Below are 19,578 nucleotides of genomic sequence, written 5' to 3'. Positions count from 1 at the left end.
TACGGAAGTGTACGATCTGCCGAGTATCTGCTGCGCTGTACCGCGATGCAGCTACGGTACTGCGACGATGTTGCCGCGATGGTGCCGCGAAGTTGTCGCGCACTTGCTGATTTCGGAAACCGACTAGTATAGCAGGTAAAGTACCGCTCTAACCGGGGTGGCTGGAAATAGCGAGGTATTTCAAGAGCTTGCCCTGTCATTGGGCAGACGGGGCGCTGCCTGCAAGGGTAGCGCCCGTTTATGACTGCCGCGTGACATCAATCCTGGGGCGCGGTCGAGATCAGGCGCTCGGGCGCCAGGATCGCATACTCACCGAGAATGCCGGTGCCCAGCAGGCTGCCATCATGATAGATGCGAACCCTGCCCTGCTGTTCGGGCACGACGATGTCTTCCTTGCCAAGCGCCAGGCGCTGGCCTTGCAGGAAGCGGCGCGCCAGTTCGGGCGTGAGCTCGAGCGCCGGGAAACTCGACAGCAAGGCGTCGACCGGCTGCAGCAGCGACAACGGGTCCGGGTGTGCCAGCAGATCGTCCAGCGTGATCATGCCGTCGATCGTCAAGGGGCCGACTTCGGTACGGCGCAGCGCGTTCAGGTGCGCGCCGCAACCGAGCGCGGCGCCGATATCTTCGCCAAGCACGCGCACATAGGTGCCCTTGCTGCAGGTCACGGCGATCTTCAGGAACGGCGCGTCGTACGCAACCAGCGTCAGTGCGTGGATCGTCACCGGGCGCGCTTCGCGCTCGAGCACGATGCCTTCGCGCGCGTATTCGTACAGCGCCTTGCCGTCGCGCTTGAGCGCCGAGTACATCGGCGGCGTTTGCAGGATCGGGCCGCGGTAGCGCGCCAGTGCTGTTTCGATCTGGTCCAGCGCCACATCGACCGGCTTCGTCTCGACGGCCTCGCCTTCGGTGTCGCCAGTGGTGGTCGTGATGCCAAGGTGAACCGTGGCCAGATAGGTCTTGTCCGACTCCAGCAAATCCTGCGAAAACTTGGTCGCCTCGCCAAAGCACAGGGGCAATAGACCGGTGGCGAACGGGTCGAGCGTACCGGTGTGACCGGCTTTTTTCGCGTTGAGCACGCGCTTGGCCTTGATCAGCGCGTCATTCGACGAGAAGCCCACCGGCTTGTCGAGCAACAGCACGCCATTGACCAGGTCGCGCGGTTTTTTGGCGGGCCGACCGTTCACGCTTTGTTCGCCTTGTCGGCGTCGTCACCAGCATCGCTGTCCTGATCCTGATCCTGATCCTGGTCCTGATCCTGCTCGAGGTCGACGTCCACCTCAGGCACCGGATTCGATTCCGGGTCATCTTTCGAGCGCGTTGCATTGGCCTGATCGATCAGGGCCGACATCTGCAGGCCGCGCACGGTCGATGTGTCATGCACGAAGTGCAGCGCCGGCAGCGTATGGATGTGCAGGCGCTTGCCCAGCATATTGCGCAGGTAGCCGGACGCCTTGTTCAGGCCTTCCTGCGTCTGCTTGACTTCTTCCACGCCATCCTTGAGCAGGGTGAAATACACCTTGGCGTGGGCATAGTCGGGGGTCAGTTGCACTTCGCTGATCGTGACCATGCCGACGCGAGGGTCCTTCAGTTCGAAGGCGATGAGTTCCGACAGATCCTTCTGGATCTGGTCGGCCACGCGCAGGCCGCGCTTGGGAATGCTTTTGCTGTGTTTAGCCATGATGTTGCTGCATCTTTTTCTGGAAAATCAGAGAGCCAAAATAAAAGGGCCAGGCCCTTCGCGACGTTGCCGCGAAGCGTCCTGGCCCCCATGTTACGCCAACGTGTCGCTTACAGCGTACGTGCCACTTCGGTGACTTCGAACACTTCCAGGACGTCGCCGACCTGGATTTCGTTCTGGCCCTTGAGCGACAGGCCACACTCGAGACCGGCGCGCACTTCTTTTGCGTCGTCCTTGAAGCGCTTGAGCGAATCGATCTCGCCAGTCCACAGCACAATGTTGTTGCGCAGCAGACGGACCGACGACGAACGCTTGACGACACCGTCGGTGACCAGGCAACCGGCAATCGCGCCGACTTTCGAGACCAGGATGACCTGGCGAATCTCGACCTGACCGGTGATGGTCTCGCGCTTTTCTGGCGCCAGCATGCCCGACAGTGCGGTACGGACTTCGTCGATTGCATCGTAAATGATGCTGTAGTAACGAATGTCCACGCCGTTCGACTCGGCCAGCTTGCGCGCCTGGGCGTCGGCACGGGCGTTAAAGCCGATGATGACTGCCTTCGACGCGGTCGCCAGGTTGACGTCCGACTCGGTGATGCCGCCGACCGCTGCGTGCACGATCTGGACCCGCACTTCCGAGGTCGACAGCTTCTGCAGCGAACCGACCAGTGCCTCTTGCGAACCCTGCACGTCGGTCTTGACGATCAGCGGCAGGTTCTTGATTTCGCCTTCGGCCAGTTGCTCGAACATGTTCTCGAGCTTTGCGGCTTGCTGCTTGGCCAGCTTCACGTCACGGAACTTACCTTGACGGAACAGGGCGATTTCACGCGCCTTGCGCTCGTCGGCCATGACCATGACTTCTTCACCGGCAGTCGGCACTTCGGTCAGGCCCTGGATCTCGACCGGAATCGATGGACCGGCAGCGGTGATCGCCTTGCCGTTTTCGTCCAGCATGGCACGAACACGACCGAACGACGAACCAGCCAGCACGACGTCGCCGCGCTTTAAGGTACCCGACTGCACCAGGATCGTTGCCACCGGGCCACGGCCCTTGTCCAGACGGGCTTCGACCACCAGACCACGGGCCGGCGCTTCGGTCGGTGCTTTCAGTTCCAGCACTTCGGCCTGCAGCAGCACTTGCTCCAGCAGATCGTCGATACCGGTACCGATTTTTGCCGACACTGGCACGAACGGCGATTCGCCACCGTATTCTTCAGGCACGACGCCTTCAGCGACCAGCTCTTGCGTGACGCGGTCGGTGTTGGCACCCGGCTTGTCGATCTTGTTGATCGCCACGACCAGCGGCACACCAGCGGCTTTTGCGTGAGCAATTGCCTCTTTGGTTTGCGGCATCACGCCGTCGTCCGCCGCCACCACCAGGATGACGATGTCGGTCGCCTTGGCACCACGCGCACGCATGGCGGTGAACGCCTCGTGACCCGGGGTGTCAAGGAAGGTGATCATGCCGCGCGGGGTATCCACGTGGTATGCACCGATGTGCTGGGTAATACCACCGGCTTCGCCCGAGGCGACCTTGGCGCGACGGATGTAATCCAGCAGCGACGTCTTACCATGGTCGACGTGACCCATGACGGTGACGACCGGTGCGCGCGAGGTCGATTCGAACTCGGCGTGCTCACCGTTGTCAGCCAGCAGTGCCTCTGGATCATCCTCGGCGGCAGCGAAGGCCTTGTGGCCCATCTCTTCCACCAGGATCATCGCGGTCTCTTGATCGAGCACCTGGTTCATCGTGCACATCTGGCCCAGCTTCATCAGTTGCTTGATGACTTCCGATGCCTTGATCGCCATCTTGTGGGCCAGTTCGGCCACGGTGATGGTTTCCGGCACGTGCACATCGCGCACGATCGCTTCGGTTGGCGCCTGGAAGTTGGTTTCGCGGTCATCATGACCACGACGACCACCACGGCCGCCACCAGCACGCCAGCCATCGCGGCCACCGGTGCTGCTGCCTGCGCCGCCGCGCGTTTTCACGCTCGGGCCGCCACGCTTTTTGGCGTCGTCCGACCAGGTCGACGACACATTGGCCGACTTGATCGACTTCTTGTCGCCAGGCTTCTTGGCGTCGTCTTTCTTGACTTCGCCAGGCTTCTTGTCAGCAGGCTTGTGCAGCGTACCGGCTGGGGCCGCTGGTGCGACGACCGGCTTCGGTGCTGGCTCAGGTGCCTTGATGACGCGACGCGGCTGACTCATCATCAGCTTGATCTGCGCGACTTCGTCAGCCACGGCCTTGCGTGCGCGCTCGGTAGCGGCAACGCGTTCGGCCGCTTCCTTGCTTGCCGCTTCATTGCGGGCCTTGACTTCTTCAGCGGCGCGCTTGGCCGATTCGTCAGCAGCAGCACCGGCAGCGGCTTCTTTCGCGCCGGCAGCAGCTTCCTTGGCAGCACCGGCAGCCACGGCAGCAGCAGCCGATTTCTCGGCGGCGTCGCGCTTGGCTTGTTCAGCCGCATCGCGCTTGGCCTGCTCTTGCGCTGCCTGGGCTTGCGCCTTTTCTTCGGCTTCGAGTTTGATCAGGCGCTCTTGCTTCTCGCGCAGATCAGCCTCTTGGCGGGCAATCGCTTCGTTCTGGCGCGCTGCTTCCTCTTCGCGACGTGCTTGTTCAGCAACATCGACGACTGGCTCTTCAGGTGCTTTGGTCGTGACCAGGTCGTCGCGCTGCACGAAGGTGCGCTTCTTGCGGACTTCAACCTGGATGGTGCGCGATTTGCCCGACGAATCAGCTTGCTTGATTTCGCTGGTTTCCTTGCGCGTTACCGTGATCTTTTTCTTTTCACCGGTGTCGCTCGCGCCGTGGGTACGACGCAGATGGTTCAGCAGCTTGTCCTTATCATCTTTCGACAACGGATCTGACGTCGAACTTTTTTCGACGCCGGCCGAGCGCAGCTGCGTCAGCAGCAGGTCTGCAGGCATCTTCAGCTCGGTGGCAAATTGGGCTACGTTGTTACTCGCCATTCAGTCCTCTTTTCTATGTGTCGCGACAGATGATAAAGATTTGCTCAAGCTTTGGCCGTTTCAGCCAGGCTCCAGGCTTTCGCCTGCAGTGCTTTCGCCCGGTCGTCGTACTTGCCATCGACCAGCTTCATCTCGTCGTCGGTCACATCATTAAATTCACTCTTGATCAGGTCGCGGGCACGTTCCGACGGCAGCGCCAGGATGGCGCCAAACTCGTCATAGGCCAGTGCCGCGAATGCGTCGACCGTCTTGATACCAGCCAGGCCAAGCTTGCCGGCAACGGTACGGTCCATGCCTTCCAGATTGACCAGAGCTTCTTCCATGCCTTCGAGGCCTTCTTCGGAAGCGATCGCCTCGGTCACCAGCGCATCACGTGCACGGGTGCGGAGTTCGTTGACGGTGTCTTCGTCGAACGATTCAATTTCCAGCATCTCGGAAATTGGGACATACGCGATTTCTTCCAGGCTCGAGAAGCCTTCTTCCACCAGGATGTCGGCCACTTCCTGGTCGACGTCCAGTTTTTGCATGAACAGCGCGCGGATGGCCGCCGACTCTTGCTCCACCTTGTTGGCCGATTCCTCGGCCGTCATGATGTTGATTTTCCAGCCGGTCAGCTCGGACGCCAGGCGCACGTTCTGGCCCGAACGGCCGATCGCGATGGCCAGGTTTTCTTCGTCCACGACGACATCCATCGCGTGCTTTTCTTCGTCGACCATGATCGACGAGACATTTGCCGGCGCCAGGGCGCCGATCACGAACTGCGCCGGGTCATCCGACCACAGCACGATGTCGACGCGCTCGCCGCCCAGTTCGCCGGTAACAGCCTGGACACGCGAACCGCGCATGCCGACGCAGGTACCGATCGGGTCGATGCGCTTGTCGGCCGTGAACACGGCGATCTTGGCGCGCACGCCAGCGTCACGGGCAGCCGATTTGATCTGCAGAAGACCCTGCTCGATCTCGGGTACTTCGAGTTCGAACAGCTTCATGATGAAATCAGGCGCAGTACGCGACAGGATCACCTGCGGGCCACGCATATTGCGGTCCACACGCAGGATGAAAGCGCGCACACGGTCGCCGATACGCAGGTTCTCTTTCGGGATCATCTGGTCGCGCGGGAGGCGCGCTTCGATCTTGCCCGATTCGACGATCGCGTCGCCGCGTTCCATGCGCTTGATGGTGCCGGTGACGAGTGAATCGCCACGTTCCAGGAAGTCTTGCAGGATCTGCTCGCGTTCGGCATCGCGCACGCGCTGCAGCACGACCTGCTTGGTGTCCTGGGCAAAACGACGACCGAAGTCGACCGATTCAATCGGCTCTTCGATGTATTCGTCGACTTCGATGTCAGAGATCTGCTCTTTGGCTTCGAAGTGCAGAATTTCCTGGTCAGGCAATTGCAGGCCTGCTTCATCGGGAACGACGTGCCAGCGGCGGAAAGTCTCGAATTCGCCGGTGTCGCGATCGATTGACACGCGAATGTCGACTTCGCCTTCATAACGCTTCTTCGTGGCCTGTGCCAGCGCGAACTCGAGCGCTCCGAAAACGACTTCCTTGTCGACGTTCTTTTCGCGCGCAAGCGCATCCACCAGTAACAAAATTTCGCGACTCATGCTTTGCGACTCCTAAAATCCACCTGCGGCACTAAACGTGCCTTATCCAATTCGGCCAGCGTAAATTCCATCAACGCCGGACCATCTTTACTGTCAAATTCCAAGCCGACCTTGTCGTTCTCGACGCCGCGCAGGATACCGGTGAACGTCTTGCGGTTATCACTGCCCGGCACCGCGACACGCAGCTTGACCGTGCACTCAAGGCCGGCAAAGCGCGCGAAATCGGCGAGGGTTCGTACCGGGCGATCGAGGCCCGGCGACGAAATTTCGAGTCGTTCGTAATCGACGTTTTCCACAGTGAAGACATGCGACAGCTGGTGACTCACCTTGGCGCAATCCTCGACCGTGATCGGGCCCTTTTCGTCCGCGTCGGCAGCCGGAAAATCGATATACACACGCAGGATCCCGCGGTCGCCTCGTTCCACGTCGACGAGTTCATAACCGAGACCACTGACTGTCGTGGCGATTAAATCAAACTGCTGCACGGCACTTCTCCAGGGCTTCTAAAACGATTTACCAAAAAAAAAATGGGCATCTGCCCATCTTTTTGTAATTACAACCCAATCAAAATATGACGCTTACACCGGATGCACGCTGAACAACACGTCGGGAAGGTCTTCGATTAGGCTGCAAATTATACTGCTTTTCGGCGTGCCTCGCAATCCGCACGCCAAAATGAGCAGCTATACAACAGTTGACAGGCTGCCATCGGCACCCTGCAACCGATGGCGCTTAGCCGCGGCGACCACGACGGGGCGCCGCATTCTCGGCGCCACCGCGCGGACCCTGTCCGCCGCCGCCACCGCCACGGCGTGCCCCGCCACCGGTGTTGGCAAAACCGAACGTGGTCTGCAACGGATCGGGCTGGCGTGGACGGCTGCTGGCACCAGCGCCGCCCGTCTTGCTGCCCTGCCCGCCGCCGAAACCGGCGCCGCGACCCTTGCCACCACCCTGGCCACCCGGACGGCCACCGACTGGCTTGTTGCCAGGCACCGGACCATTCAGGATACCCTGGCCGCGGGTGCTGCCCACGCGCGTTGCTTGCGGACCGAACGGATCGACGTTACGGTTGGCGTCGGCGCGGTCGATGCGGTTGCCATCGCTGCGGTCGTTGCCACGCTCATCGTCGCCGCCGGCGCTGCGCACGTTGCCGCGCTCAGGGCCGCGGCTGTTGCCACGTTCGTTGCCCCGTTCGCTGCCACGTTCATTGCCGCGCTCGCTGTCGCGCGCACCATTCGGACGCGGACCCTTGCCCGGCTTGCCGCCCGACTTGGCGTTTTTCTCCGGCGCCGCTTTTTTCTCGACACCGAAGGCCGTCATCAGCGAACGGACGTCGTTTTCTTCGAATTCTTCCCAACGGCCACGCTTCAGGCCACTTGGCAGCGTCATCGCACCGTAGCGGGTACGGATCAGGCGCGACACGGTCAGGCCGACCGCCTCGAACATGCGGCGCACTTCGCGGTTACGGCCTTCGCCGATGACCACACGGTACCAGCGGTTGATGCCTTCGCCGCCACCGTTCTGGATTTTGGAGAATGCCGCCTTGCCATCGTCAAGGTCGACGCCGGCCAGCAGCTTCTGGCGCATGCCTTCTTCGAGCTCGCCCAGCGTACGCACCGCGTATTCACGGTCGATATTGTAGCGCGGGTGCATCAGGCGGTTGGCCAGGTCACCCGAGGTTGTAAACAGCAGCAGGCCTTCGGTGTTGAAGTCGAGGCGGCCAACGGCCAGCCACTTGCCTGCTTTCATCGACGGCAGGCGATCGAACACCGATGGACGGCCTTCCGGGTCGTCATGGCTGACGATTTCGCCGGCCGGCTTGTGGTACACCAGCACGCGCGGCGGCTTGCTGCTCACGCGGCGCTGGATCAGCTTGCCGTTGATGCGCACGGCATCGGTCGGCAGGATGCGCTGGCCGATGTGGGCCGGCTCACCGTTGACCGACACGCGGCCGGCAACGATCAGGTCTTCCATGTCGCGGCGCGAACCCAGACCGGCTTCGGCCAGCACCTTGTGCAGCTTCGGCGCGTCGTCGTCGGCGGTCAGGTCGCGGCGCACGGCCTTGACCGGCGCATTGCGGCGAGCGCCGTCGTTGGCATCGAAGTCGTCCGACGTGACGAACGAGAACACGTTGTCGGCCTCATCCATCGGCTGCGGCTTGCCGCCGGGCTTGCCCGGCTTGCCGTTACGACCGATCTGCTTGACCGGCTGGCCCTGGCGACCGGCGCCCTGCACCGGACGGTTGCTTTGCTGGTTGCGCATGCCCGGCTTTTGCTGGCCACGGCCGCGGCCTTGCGGCGCGCCGTCAGCGGCAGCATCGGCAGTATCAACAGCCGGCGCGTCGCCTGCTGGTGCAGCGTCGACCGCGTCGGCGGCGGCAGGCGCTGCCAACTGCTCGAGCGCTTCGCGTTCAGCGCGCTTTTCGCGCATCTGACGGGGACCGCGCGGCTTCGGCGCCGGCGCAGGTGCAGCGTCGACGCCATCGGCGGCCGGCGCTGCGGCGAGCTCTTCCTTGGCAGCCTGGACTTCTTTGGCGGCTTTCATCGCGCGCGGCTTGCGCACTTTCGCGGCCGGCGCGTCAGCTGCCGGTGCGTCGGCAGCCAACTCGGCAGCAACCGGCGCGGCGGCGCCCGATTCCGAAGCGACGGCGACCTTGCGGGTGCGCTTTGCCTTGACCGGTGCTTCCACGGCGGCGTCGGCTGGCGCAGAGGCGGCAGCAGCAGCCTCTGCTGCAATCACGGCCTTGGTGCGGCGCTTTGGCTTGGCGGCGGCGGTCTCGGCTGCGTCGACAGGCTTGTTTTCGGTTGGTTCAGTTGGGTTCATCGTTCGTATCTTTATTGTGCTGACCCGCCTCGGCAATTCCGTCGTCTGTCAGGTCTTGTATCGACACTTCAATCGGTGAAGTGTCCGGGTGTGTGACGGGCGCGCCGGCGTCCGCCTTCTCAAAATTGTCGTTCAGTGCTGCTTCCAGTGCTTCCAGGCTCCGTGCATCCGGCCCCTCGGCCAGCGCCTGCAACGGCGGCAGTTGCGACAGCGACGCCAGGCCCAGGTCGTCCAGGAACTGGCGCGTCGTGCCCAGCAGCGCCGGGCGCCCCACCACTTCGCGGTGACCAAGGACGTCGATCCAGCCGCGGTCTTCCAGCATCTTGATCGTCTGCGAATTGACCGCCACGCCGCGAATTTCTTCGATATCGCCGCGCGTGACCGGCTGGCGGTAGGCAATGATGGCCAGCGTTTCCAGCGTCGCCCGCGAATACTTCGGCGGTTTCTCGGGTGACAGCCGGTCGAGATACGGCTTCATCTCGGGGCGGCTCTGGAAGCGCCAGCCCGAGGCCAGGCTGACGATCTCGATACCGCGCCCGTCCCAGTCGTGGCGAAGTTCTTCCAGCAAAATCTTGATCGTATCGGCGCCAACACCGGCACCCTGGCTGCGACCGCCCGCATCGACCTCGGCGAACAGCTTTTTCATGCCGTGGATCGACAAGGGCTCGCGGGCGCACAGCAAGGCGGTTTCGAGGACGCGCTTGGCCTCGTCAGTATTCATAGTGCGATGTCGTCAATCCACAAACTATAGCGGTAGCAGAAACAGAATCCGCGCAACAGAATCAGGGCAAACACGGCCAGCGCCCGGCAACCATGCAACGAGCGGTGCCGGCGCGTGGGCGGCTACCCTTCTGCTTGCGATCTGCTGCCTGATACTGGAATGCGTGGGTCCGGGGCTGATGCGCCGGACAATCTATTACACGACAGGCAAGGAACCCGTCGCGGGCAACCTGCCTCTGAGTATTGATGCTCGTTGGGAAACGCGGCGTATCGGCGCACTCGCCATGTTCGGGAGGCGCCGGGGAGCGGCCTGTGCGGCACGCGGAGGGACGACAACGTTTCTTGCAACTGGCGGCCATTGTACCCGATAAAACCGCGTAGTGGACAAGCGACCATCCACGCGGCGGGTAGCTAGTAGCGTCAGTCTGACAGTTTTTCCGACAAAATCGCTGACACGCCAACAAATGCCGGGTACTCGGCGGTGATGACGTAGGTCGGCACGGCCGTCAGGTAGTGGACGAAGCGCCCTTTTTGTTCGAAACGACGGCGGAACGACGAGCGGTCAAAGCGCGTGCCCAGGCGCGGGACGATGCCGCCGCCAATATAGATACCGCCCTGCGCGCCGAGCGTGACGGCAAGATTGCCGGCCACGGTGCCCAGCATGCCGCAGAATGCTTCGAGCACGTCGTCGCACAATGGGCATTCGCCGGACAAAGCGCGACGCGAGATTTCGGCCGCGCTGAGACGCTCGTCAGGACTGCCGGCGCGGTCGGCCAGCGCGCGGTAGATCAGTTCGACACCGGCGCCGGACAGGAACCGCTCGAACGAGACGTGGTCGTACTCGCGCCAGGCAAATTGCAGGATCGCGATTTCATCATCGTTGATCGGCGCGAAGCTGACGTGCCCGCCTTCGCTGCGCAATGCCGTCCACGAACTGGCGCATGGGATCAGGCCCGACACGCCCAGGCCGGTACCGGCGCCGATCAGGCCCAGCGCCGTGTCCGGTTGTGGCACGCCCCCGCCGACCTGGCGCTTGTGCTCCCCCAGATGCGGCAGCGAACGCGCGAGCGCCGAAAAGTCATTGACCACCATCAGGATCTCGAAACCGCACTCGAGCCGCAGGGCTTCGGTGGAAAATTCCCAATGGTGATTGGTCATGCGCACATAATCGCCCGTGACCGGGTTGGCAATTGCCAGCGCCGCATGCAGGATCGGGCTGGACGTCAGCGCCTGGACGGTCGGGCTGGCCAGATAGGTGCGCATCGCATCACCGAGCGTCGCATACGCGGCGCACGGGTAGATCTCGATGCCGTCGAGCTGGTCAGGGCCACATTCCAGTGCGAAACGGCAATTGGTACCGCCGATATCGGCCAGCAGGCGGGGTCCGCCGGCATGCAGGCGGGAAGTCTCGGACATGAACATGGAAGCGGTCATTGCAGACATTGGGAGCGAAGCTGCAAGAATACTAAATTCTTTGCCTTGAAGACAAGAACTATCTGTAGTTTAGGTACAGAGAATCGCACCCGTGAGGGGTGACCGAGCCAAAAATGCACGCTAACAGCGTAACTGCACTACTTGAACAACCGTGCAAGATGCGTCATCGATCAGCAGGGTGCCGGATCGAGCGAGGGAGCGGCGCCACGTTGCGCATTCCATGCATCCAGGCCGCCCCTCAGCGGCCGCACCCGCTGAAAACCGTTGGCCGCGAACTGGCGCGCGACCTGGGCAGCCGTTATGTCATCGGGACAACTACAGTAGACCACAATCTGGCGCTCGCGGTCGAGCGAAGCCATCAGTTGCGCCGGCGGGCACGCGTGGAAAATGAGCGCGCCGGGGATCGCGGCTTCCAGCGTCTGCGCAGTCAGGCTGCGCGCATCGATGAGTACCGGTTCATCGCCGCTGTCGATCAGCGCCAGCAATTCGGTCATCTCGATGCGCTCGCCGGCGCTGCGCGAGCGATGCCGGCGCCGCTCGGCATACTTGAACGCGATGAACAGGGCCAGAGCGCTGGCGACGACGACCAGCGCCGTGCTGCCCATCGTCGACAGGATACCCAGCACGTCGTCAACGCTGTCATGGAACCACGCACCGAGCAGGATGCCGACACCGCTCCACAGCGCCGCGCCCGTGACGGCATACAGCAGGAACGGCTTGGGCGCGACGCCCATCGCGCCCGACAACGGCGCGGCGATGGTATTGAAGCCCGGGATGAACTTGGATACCAGCAGCGACTTGACGCCAAACTTGCTGAAGCGCTCTTCGGTCTGGTTGACGCACGAATCGGGTGACAGGGAAATCTTGCACAGCAGCCGCAGGATGCGCTTGCCGTAGAAGCGCCCGGCGCGGAACCAGAACACATCGCAGATGAAGCAGGCACCGATGGCGGCCAGCCACACGAGCTGCCAGCTGACGTCGGCTTCGACCGACAGCGCGCCGGCCACGATCAGGATCGGGTAAGCGGGAATGGGCAGGCCAAACTGCTCGACGAGAACGATGCCGAACACGATCAGCACGCCATAGACTTGAATGAGTTCGACTAACTGGGGCATCGCCATAGTGTACGTGAATTGCGCTCGCGGCACAGGAATGTGGCCGGTTCCGGCAGCCTGTTTGGCATATTCGCAACGGTCTTTTGCGGCATCGACCGCTACTCGTAATTACACCCCGCGCGGAATCGCCACCAGCAGCGACTTGGTGTACGGGTGCTGCGGATTGCGGTACAGCACATCGGCATCGGCCACTTCCACCACAGCACCATTGCGCATCACCATCACCTGGTCGGAGATGTACTTCACGACCGACAAATCATGTGAAATGAAGATATAACTCAGGCCGAATTCATCCTGCAGGTCCTGCAGCAGGTTCAGCACCTGGGCCTGTACCGACACGTCCAGTGCCGAGACCGATTCGTCGCAGACGAGGATCTCGGGCTGCATCGTCAGGCAGCGCGCAATGGCAATGCGCTGACGCTGCCCGCCCGAAAATTCATGGGGATAGCGCCCGTACGCGGCGTCCGGCAAGCCGACGCGCCCCAGCAAGGCGCGGGCCAGCGCCGCGCGCCCGGCCTCGTGCGCGCCGATCCCGTGGATGCGCATCGGTTCCAGCAGGATCTGGCCGACCGTAAAGCGCGGATTGAGCGATGCATAAGGGTTCTGGAAAATGATCTGGATGCGCCGCTTGTACGGCTGGAATTCACGGTCGCTCATCGTGACCAGGTCGCGCCCTTCGAACAGTGCCGAGCCACCCGTCGCGCGGTGCAGCCGCAACAGCGTCAGGCCCACTGTCGTCTTGCCCGAACCCGATTCACCAACCACGCCCAGCGTCTTGCCGCGCGCCAGCGTGAACGAGACATCCTCGACCGCCTTGAATTCGCGCTTGCCGAACAGCCCCTCTCGCGTCCAGAAACTCTTGGCCAGATTGTTCACCACCAGGAGCGGCGCATCGTCAGGGTTCGTGCCGCGTACGCGCTGCGGCAGCTGCGCGCCAGGCAGCACGCGCCCCGCCAGGTAATCGTCGATCACCGGCAGGCGCAGAGGGCGCGCGTCGAGCGACGGCCGGCAATGCAGCAGCGCCCGTGTATAGGCGTCCTGCGGCGCGCCGAACACCTGCACGGCGGTGCCCTCCTCGCGCACCTCGCCATGGCGCATCACGATCACGCGATCGGCAATCTCGCCCACCAGGCCCAGGTCGTGCGTGATGAACAGCACGGCCATGCGCCGCTCGCGCTGCAGGCGCGCGATCAGGTCCATGATCTGCTTCTGGATCGTCACGTCCAGCGCCGTGGTCGGCTCATCGGCGATCAGCAGTTTCGGTTCGCAGGCAATGGCCATCGCGATCATTACGCGCTGCTGCTGGCCACCCGACATCTGGCCCGGATAGGCGTCAATCTTGTGCTGCGGATCGGGAATGCCCACTTCGGCCAGCAGCTCGAGCGTGCGCGCGCGTGCACCGCGCCTGGTCATGCCCATGTGCTGGCGCAGCACTTCACCGATCTGGAACCCCACCGTCAACACCGGGTTGAGCGACGACATCGGCTCCTGGAAGATCATCGCGATGTCCTTGCCGCACAAGGCGCGCCGCGCGGCCAGCGGCAGGCCGAGCAGCTCGCGGCCGGCAAACGCGATCCGTGAGCGCGGATCGACGATCGTGGTCTCGGGCGGCAGCAGCCCCATCACCGCCAGTGAACTGACCGACTTGCCGCTGCCCGATTCACCCACCAGCGCCACCGTGCTGTTATCGGGCACGTCGAACGACACGCCCTTCAATGCCTCGCTGGTGCGGTGCCTGTCGACCCGGAATGCGATGCGCAGGTCGCGCACCCGAAGCAAGGGGTTTGTGTCCTGGTTCATTTGATCTTGGGGTCGAGCGCGTCGCGCAAGGCGTCGGCGAACAGCGAAAAACTGGTGACGAGCACGGCCATGGCGCCGGCTGCGGCCGCCAGTTGCCACCACTTGCCGAGGATGAGTTCATTCTGCGCCTCGTTGAGCATGCTGCCCCACGAGACAGTGCCCACCGGCACGCCGAAGCCCAGGAACGACAGGATCACCTCGGCCTTGATGAAGCCGACCACGAGGATCGACATCTGCACCAGCGCCACGTGCGACACGTTCGGCAGGATATGCCCGAACATGCGCTGCCAGTTCGACGCGCCGATGGCGTTGGCGGCCATCACGTATTCGCGCGCGCTGTGCTTGATGTACTCGGCGCGCATCAGGCGAAACGGCCCGGTCCAGCCAGTCAGGCCCAGGATCAGCACGATGGTCGTCACGCCCTTCTGTTGCAGCACGGCGGCCACGGTCAGGATCATCAGGATCGACGGAATCGATGTGAAGATGCTGTAGAACCAGTTGAACAGGTCATCGATCCAGCCACCGAAAAACCCGGCAACGGCGCCGAACAGCGTGCCCAGCGTGACCGCCACCAGTGCAGCGACCAGGCCGACGACGATCGACGTTTCACCGCCCTTGATCGTTTTCTTGACGATGTCGTGACCCCATTTATCGGCGCCAAACAGCAGCGTCGTTTGCTTGGCCACCGGCGGATGGGTCGTGGCCAGTTGCGCCTGCAGCGCCGCCAGTTCGGCCGCGAGCGGATCGAACGCATTCGGCGGCGTCGCACGTGGCAGTTGCGCCTGCGCCAGTGCACGCGCCGTCGCATCGGCGCCGACAAAGCTCGGCGGCGCGTAATTGACGGCCACCTCGTCTTCCCAGTCAGCAGCCACCAGGCCCGTGCTCGAGAGCAGCACGAGCAGCAGAAAGCCGGCCACGACGGCCAGCGCCGCCATCGCCACGCGGTCTGCCCGCAGGCGGCGCCAGGCCAGCGTCCACAGGCCGGCCGAATCGGCGGACGTCTGCATTGTCGTCATCGGAATTGCACCCGCGGATCGACGGCGCGGTACAGCAGGTCGGCCAGCAGGTTGAACACCATCGTCGCAGCGGCCACGTAGACCGTGATCGCCTTGATCACCGGGAAGTCGCTGCGCTCGACGGCGAGAATGACTTCACGGCCGATGCCGGGAATGCCGAAGAAACGTTCCAGCAGAAATGCCCCGATCAACAGCGCCGGCAGGTTTGCCATCACGTGCGTGATGATGGGAATGGCCGCATTGCGCAGCACGTGCACCCAGACGATGCGGCGCTCGCTCAGGCCCTTGGCGCGCGCAGTGCGCACATAGTCCTGCCCCACCTCATCGAGTACGAAGCTGCGGTACAGGCGCAGCGTCGGCGCGATCGAGACGGCCAGGCCGATGATGATCGGCAGCAGCGCGTAGTGCCGCAGATTCTCGCCCAGGCTGCTGCCCCAGCCCTGCACCGGAAACAGGCCCAGCTGGTAGGCAAACACGTACTGGAACACCGAGATATACACCAGGATCGAGATCGACATCCCCACCGTGCAGGCCACCATCACGGCGCGGTCGGTGAGCGAGCCGCGCACGAAGGCGATGCCCAGCGCCAGCGCGATACCGAAGAACACTTCCAGTACCGTTAGCGGGATCAGGACCGTGAGCGATGGCCCCAGGCGGCTAGTGATGATCTGCGCCACCGGCTCGCCCGTGCTCCAGGCGTTGCCGAAGTCGAACGTGAGGATTTGCTGGACGAAGATCCACAGCTGCACCGGGTACGGCTGGTCAGTGCCCAGCTGGCGCCGGATGTTCTCGATGGCGCTCGCATCGGCCATCTTGCCGGCCAGCAGATAGGCCGGATCGCCACCGACCCAGTTGAACAGCACGAACACCAGCAACACGACGCCCGCCATGGTCGGCAACATCTGCCACAGGCGACGGACGATATAAGCAAGCATGAAACTCCCGAACCGGAACCAGGCAAACGTGCCATTTCCCGCGAAATCCGCCACGCCAATGCAGACGTTGCGAACCCGACACGATAGCGCATATCGGCGCGGGCTGACAGATGCAGGATGTCATGGGGCGATAGACATGGGTTATCCGACGTACTTACGTTTGTGACATAAAAACGGCACTGACAACATGTCATCGATGGTTTTGCATGCATATGCTTAATCAGCAATATCTGCCAATTAACCCACCTATCGCCGCATTAAATACCGATCAAACTCTATTTTCCTTCATATATTCCACATATTATTTTTCATGTCGGAATCATGACTAGCACCAAAATGCATGCTTGTACAGACTAGTCGGTGCACAGTTGTATTTTTGATTCGTAAAGACTTTATACGTTGACACTGCCTCACCGGAAATGTTTTTATTGCCAAGTAGTAAAAATTCGACGCTGCTATTCGCGGTGGCAATCCAATGACATTACTGCAGGCGACATCCGCCCTGCAGGTCTTACCTGGGAAAATCGACATGATGGTTGAAACAGTGTTATCTCGATCGGTTCGACTGATCTGTGCAGGCGGCATGATCGTCGCGTTCTCGGCGGCACACGCCCAGGACACGGCACCCGCCACAGGCGAACCTCAGCGCGTGGAAGTGACCGGTTCACGCATCGCCACGGCCAACCTGGAAAGCATCAGTCCAGTTACCGTCGTCAACGCCAAGGACATCAAACTCGAAGGTGTGCGTTCGGTCGAGAGCCTGCTCAACAACCTGCCCCAGGTCTTCGCCGACCAGGGCGGCTCGGTCTCGAACGGCTCCACCGGCACCGCCACCGTCAACCTGCGCAATTTCGGCGCCGATCGCACCCTGGTGCTGGTCAATGGCCGCCGTCTGCCAGCAGGCAGCCCGCGTAACACGGCTGCCGACTTGAACCAGATCCCCGTGGGCCTGGTCAAGCGCGTCGAAGTACTGACCGGCGGCGCCGGCGCCATCTACGGCTCCGACGCCGTGGCCGGCGTGGTCAACTTCATCATGGACGACAACTTCCAGGGCGTCCAGATCGACAGCAACTACCAGTTCTACAACCACCAGCAGAACGGCGGACCTGCGGCCGATGCCGCCACGCGCCGCAACTTCACGGTGCCGGGCGACAAGAGCGCCGATGCCAAGGTCAAGGACATCAGCATCACGATGGGCGGCAACTTCGCCGACGGCCGCGGCAATGCCGTGGTCTACCTGGGCTACAAGAAAGAAGACCCGCTGCTGCAATCGGAGCGTGACTTCACCGCCTGCTCGCTGGGCGGCTCCACCACGGGCGACACGTTCAACTGCGGCGGCTCCGGCACCAGCTTCCCGGGCCGTTTCCTGGTCGGCACACGCAGCTTCACCGTGGCCGATGCGAACGGCGGCGTGCGTCCCTATGTTGGCGCAAACGATGCCTACAACTTCGGCCCGCTGAACTATTTCCGCCGTCCGTCCGAGCGCTACACATTCAGCTCGTTCACGCACTACGACATCAACGACAAGGCCCGCGTCTACGCCGAGGCCAGCTTCCACGATGACAGCACCGTCGCCCAGATCGCGCCGTCCGGCCTGTTCGGCCTCGACGCATCCGGCGCCAATGCAATCACGTTTGAAAACCCGCTGCTGTCAAACGCCTGGCGCCAGACGCTGGGCCTGAACGCGCCGGGTGACACGGCCGACCTGGTGATCTTCCGCCGCAACGTCGAAGGCGGTGGCCGCCGCGACGACCTGAACCACACGTCCTACCGTGGCGTGGTCGGCGTCAAGGGCGATGTCGGCAACTGGAAGTACGACGTCTTCGCGCAGGTGGGCAAGGTTCGCTACGCCGAAACCTACTTCAACGACTTCTCGGTGTCGCGCAGTGCGCGGGCCCTGGACGTGGTCCGTGGCCCGAACGGCGCAGCGGTCTGCCGCAGCACCCTGAACGGCATCGATCCGAACTGCGTGCCGTACAACATCTGGAGCCTCGGCGGCGTCACCAGGGAGGCACTGACCTACCTGCAGACCCCGGGTTTCCAGCGCGGCAACACCTCCCAAACCGTGCAGGGCGTCAATCTGTCGACCGACCTGGGCGAATACGGCCTGAAGATCCCGACCAGCACCGAAGGCATCGGTCTGGCGCTGGGCTGGGAACACCGCACTGAAAAACTGACGCTGGACAACGATGCTGCCTTCGAATCGGGCGACCTCGCCGGCCAGGGCGGCCCGACCAAGAACGTGAGCGGCCAGTTCAGCGTGCGTGACTACTACGCCGAAACCCGCATCCCGATCCTGCAGAAGCAACCGTTTGCTGACCAGCTCAACGTCACGGCCAGCTACCGCAAATCGGATTATTCGACCGGCCAGAAGACCAGCTCGTATGGTGCGGGCATCGAATGGGCGCCGATCAAGGAAGCGAAGTTCCGCTTCAGCTATCAGCGCGCCGCGCGCGCGGCGAACGTGGTCGAACTGTACACGCCGGCCGGTCTGGGCCTGTATGACATGTCGTCCGACCCTTGCGCAGGCACGACGCCGACCGCGACCCTGGCCCAGTGCGCACGCACCGGCGTGACTGCGGCACAGTACGGCAACATCGTCGATTCCCCGGCCCAGCAGTACAATCAGATCAGCGGCGGCAATGCGAACCTGGCGCCGGAAGAATCCGACTCGTACACGCTGGGCCTGGTGCTGACACCGACGCGCAACACCTCGGTCACCATCGACGCCTTCGACATGAAGGTCAAGGGCATCATCGGCGGCTTGCCGGCAACGACCAGCCTCGAAAGCTGCCTGGCAACGGGCGACCCGACGTTCTGCTCGCTGATCACGCGTGACCGTCTGGGCACCCTGTGGGCACTGGAAACCGCGCAGATCGTCGCCACCAACCAGAACCTGGGCATGTCGTCGACCAAGGGTATTGACCTGGGCGCGAACTGGAATGCCAAGCTGGGCGAATGGGGCAGCCTGAACCTGTCGCTGATGGGCACCTACCTGAAAGAGTTCAAGGAACAGGACTTGCCAGGCGGCGATACGCGTGACTGCGCCGGCCTGCACGGTCCTACCTGCGGCGTGCCACTGCCAAAATGGCGCCACAAGGTGCGCGCTGTCTGGGGCACCCCATGGAATGGCGTGGAACTGGGCGCGACCTGGCGCTATGTGCGCGGTGTGGACCTGGACACCGAATCGGAACCGGCTGATGCCAGCCTGGGCGCACGCAACTACCTGGATCTGGTCAGCAGCTGGCAGGTCAACCGGATCTTCACCCTGCGCGCCGGCATCAACAACGCGCTGGACAAGGATCCACCGCTGTCAGGCGTGGTTGCTGCGGTCTACGGCAACGGCAACACCTACCCGCAGGTGTATGACGCGATGGGCCGTCATATCTTCCTGAACCTGACCGCCAAGTTCTGATCGCAGTGGGTTAGAACGAAAGGGGCGCACCTCGGTGCGCCCCTTTGTCATTGCGGCGGC

General features: G+C 62.8%; 12 protein-coding genes and 1 pseudogene. 1 reads left to right on the top strand and 12 read right to left on the bottom strand.

The features are described 5' to 3' along the window. Positions 1-257: 257 nt before the first annotated feature. The 12 genes and pseudogenes from truB to AC56LY_RS02215 form a co-directional block, all read right to left on the bottom strand. Entirely contained in the window at positions 258-1,184 is a 927-nt protein-coding gene (gene truB / locus AC56LY_RS02270) for a tRNA pseudouridine(55) synthase TruB (RefSeq protein ID WP_499576194.1), read from the bottom strand. A gap of 119 nt (positions 1,185-1,303) precedes the next feature. Next, positions 1,304-1,678 (bottom strand): annotated as a pseudogene (gene rbfA / locus AC56LY_RS02265) (30S ribosome-binding factor RbfA); the annotation flags it as partial. 110 nt (positions 1,679-1,788) lie between these two features. Beyond that, positions 1,789-4,650: a translation initiation factor IF-2 gene (infB, locus tag AC56LY_RS02260; RefSeq protein ID WP_499576192.1), complete on the bottom strand. Its 2,862-nt coding sequence runs from the start codon at positions 4,648-4,650 to the stop codon at positions 1,789-1,791. A 44-nt stretch (positions 4,651-4,694) separates the two neighbouring features. Then, complete coding sequence (nusA, locus tag AC56LY_RS02255) at positions 4,695-6,260, bottom strand: transcription termination factor NusA (protein ID WP_482897667.1); 1,566 nt, start codon at positions 6,258-6,260, stop codon at positions 4,695-4,697. Then, positions 6,257-6,745, bottom strand: coding sequence for a ribosome maturation factor RimP (rimP, locus tag AC56LY_RS02250; RefSeq protein ID WP_183549472.1), 489 nt, complete (start codon positions 6,743-6,745; stop codon positions 6,257-6,259). The genes nusA and rimP overlap by 4 nt, the downstream gene beginning before the upstream one ends. Before the next feature lie 247 nt (positions 6,746-6,992). Continuing rightward, positions 6,993-9,083: a 23S rRNA pseudouridine(2605) synthase RluB gene (gene rluB, locus AC56LY_RS02245; RefSeq protein ID WP_499576190.1), complete on the bottom strand. Its 2,091-nt coding sequence runs from the start codon at positions 9,081-9,083 to the stop codon at positions 6,993-6,995. After that, the gene (scpB, locus tag AC56LY_RS02240; protein ID WP_499573121.1) at positions 9,070-9,804 is read right to left on the bottom strand and encodes an SMC-Scp complex subunit ScpB; all 735 of its coding nucleotides are present in this window, start codon (positions 9,802-9,804) and stop codon (positions 9,070-9,072) included. Before scpB ends, rluB begins: the two co-directional genes overlap by 14 nt. Positions 9,805-10,223: 419 nt before the next feature. Further along, positions 10,224-11,219 carry a glucokinase gene (locus AC56LY_RS02235; RefSeq protein ID WP_499576188.1) on the bottom strand — a complete coding sequence of 332 codons (996 nt, stop codon included), beginning with the start codon at positions 11,217-11,219 and terminating at the stop codon, positions 10,224-10,226. Between the two features lie 188 nt (positions 11,220-11,407). Next, positions 11,408-12,352 (bottom strand): VTT domain-containing protein, encoded by a 945-nt coding sequence (locus tag AC56LY_RS02230; protein WP_499576187.1) that lies wholly within the window; start codon positions 12,350-12,352, stop codon positions 11,408-11,410. A gap of 108 nt (positions 12,353-12,460) precedes the next feature. After that, a complete protein-coding gene (locus tag AC56LY_RS02225; protein ID WP_499576185.1) occupies positions 12,461-14,152 on the bottom strand; it encodes an ABC transporter ATP-binding protein in 1,692 nt (563 codons plus the stop codon). Continuing rightward, a complete protein-coding gene (locus AC56LY_RS02220; RefSeq protein WP_499576184.1) occupies positions 14,149-15,168 on the bottom strand; it encodes an ABC transporter permease in 1,020 nt (339 codons plus the stop codon). The genes AC56LY_RS02225 and AC56LY_RS02220 overlap by 4 nt, the downstream gene beginning before the upstream one ends. After that, a complete protein-coding gene (locus AC56LY_RS02215; protein ID WP_499576182.1) occupies positions 15,165-16,103 on the bottom strand; it encodes an ABC transporter permease in 939 nt (312 codons plus the stop codon). The genes AC56LY_RS02220 and AC56LY_RS02215 overlap by 4 nt, the downstream gene beginning before the upstream one ends. A gap of 583 nt (positions 16,104-16,686) precedes the next feature. Between AC56LY_RS02215 and AC56LY_RS02210 the strand changes: the two genes are divergently transcribed. After that, the gene (locus tag AC56LY_RS02210) at positions 16,687-19,518 is read left to right on the top strand and encodes a TonB-dependent receptor domain-containing protein (protein ID WP_499576180.1); all 2,832 of its coding nucleotides are present in this window, start codon (positions 16,687-16,689) and stop codon (positions 19,516-19,518) included. Positions 19,519-19,578 lie beyond the last annotated feature (60 nt).

This window comes from Telluria sp. ZT3P25 (assembly GCF_059685895.1).
The sequence above is the reverse complement of the archived record's forward strand: the minus strand, read 5'-3'. Positions and strand labels throughout refer to the sequence as shown.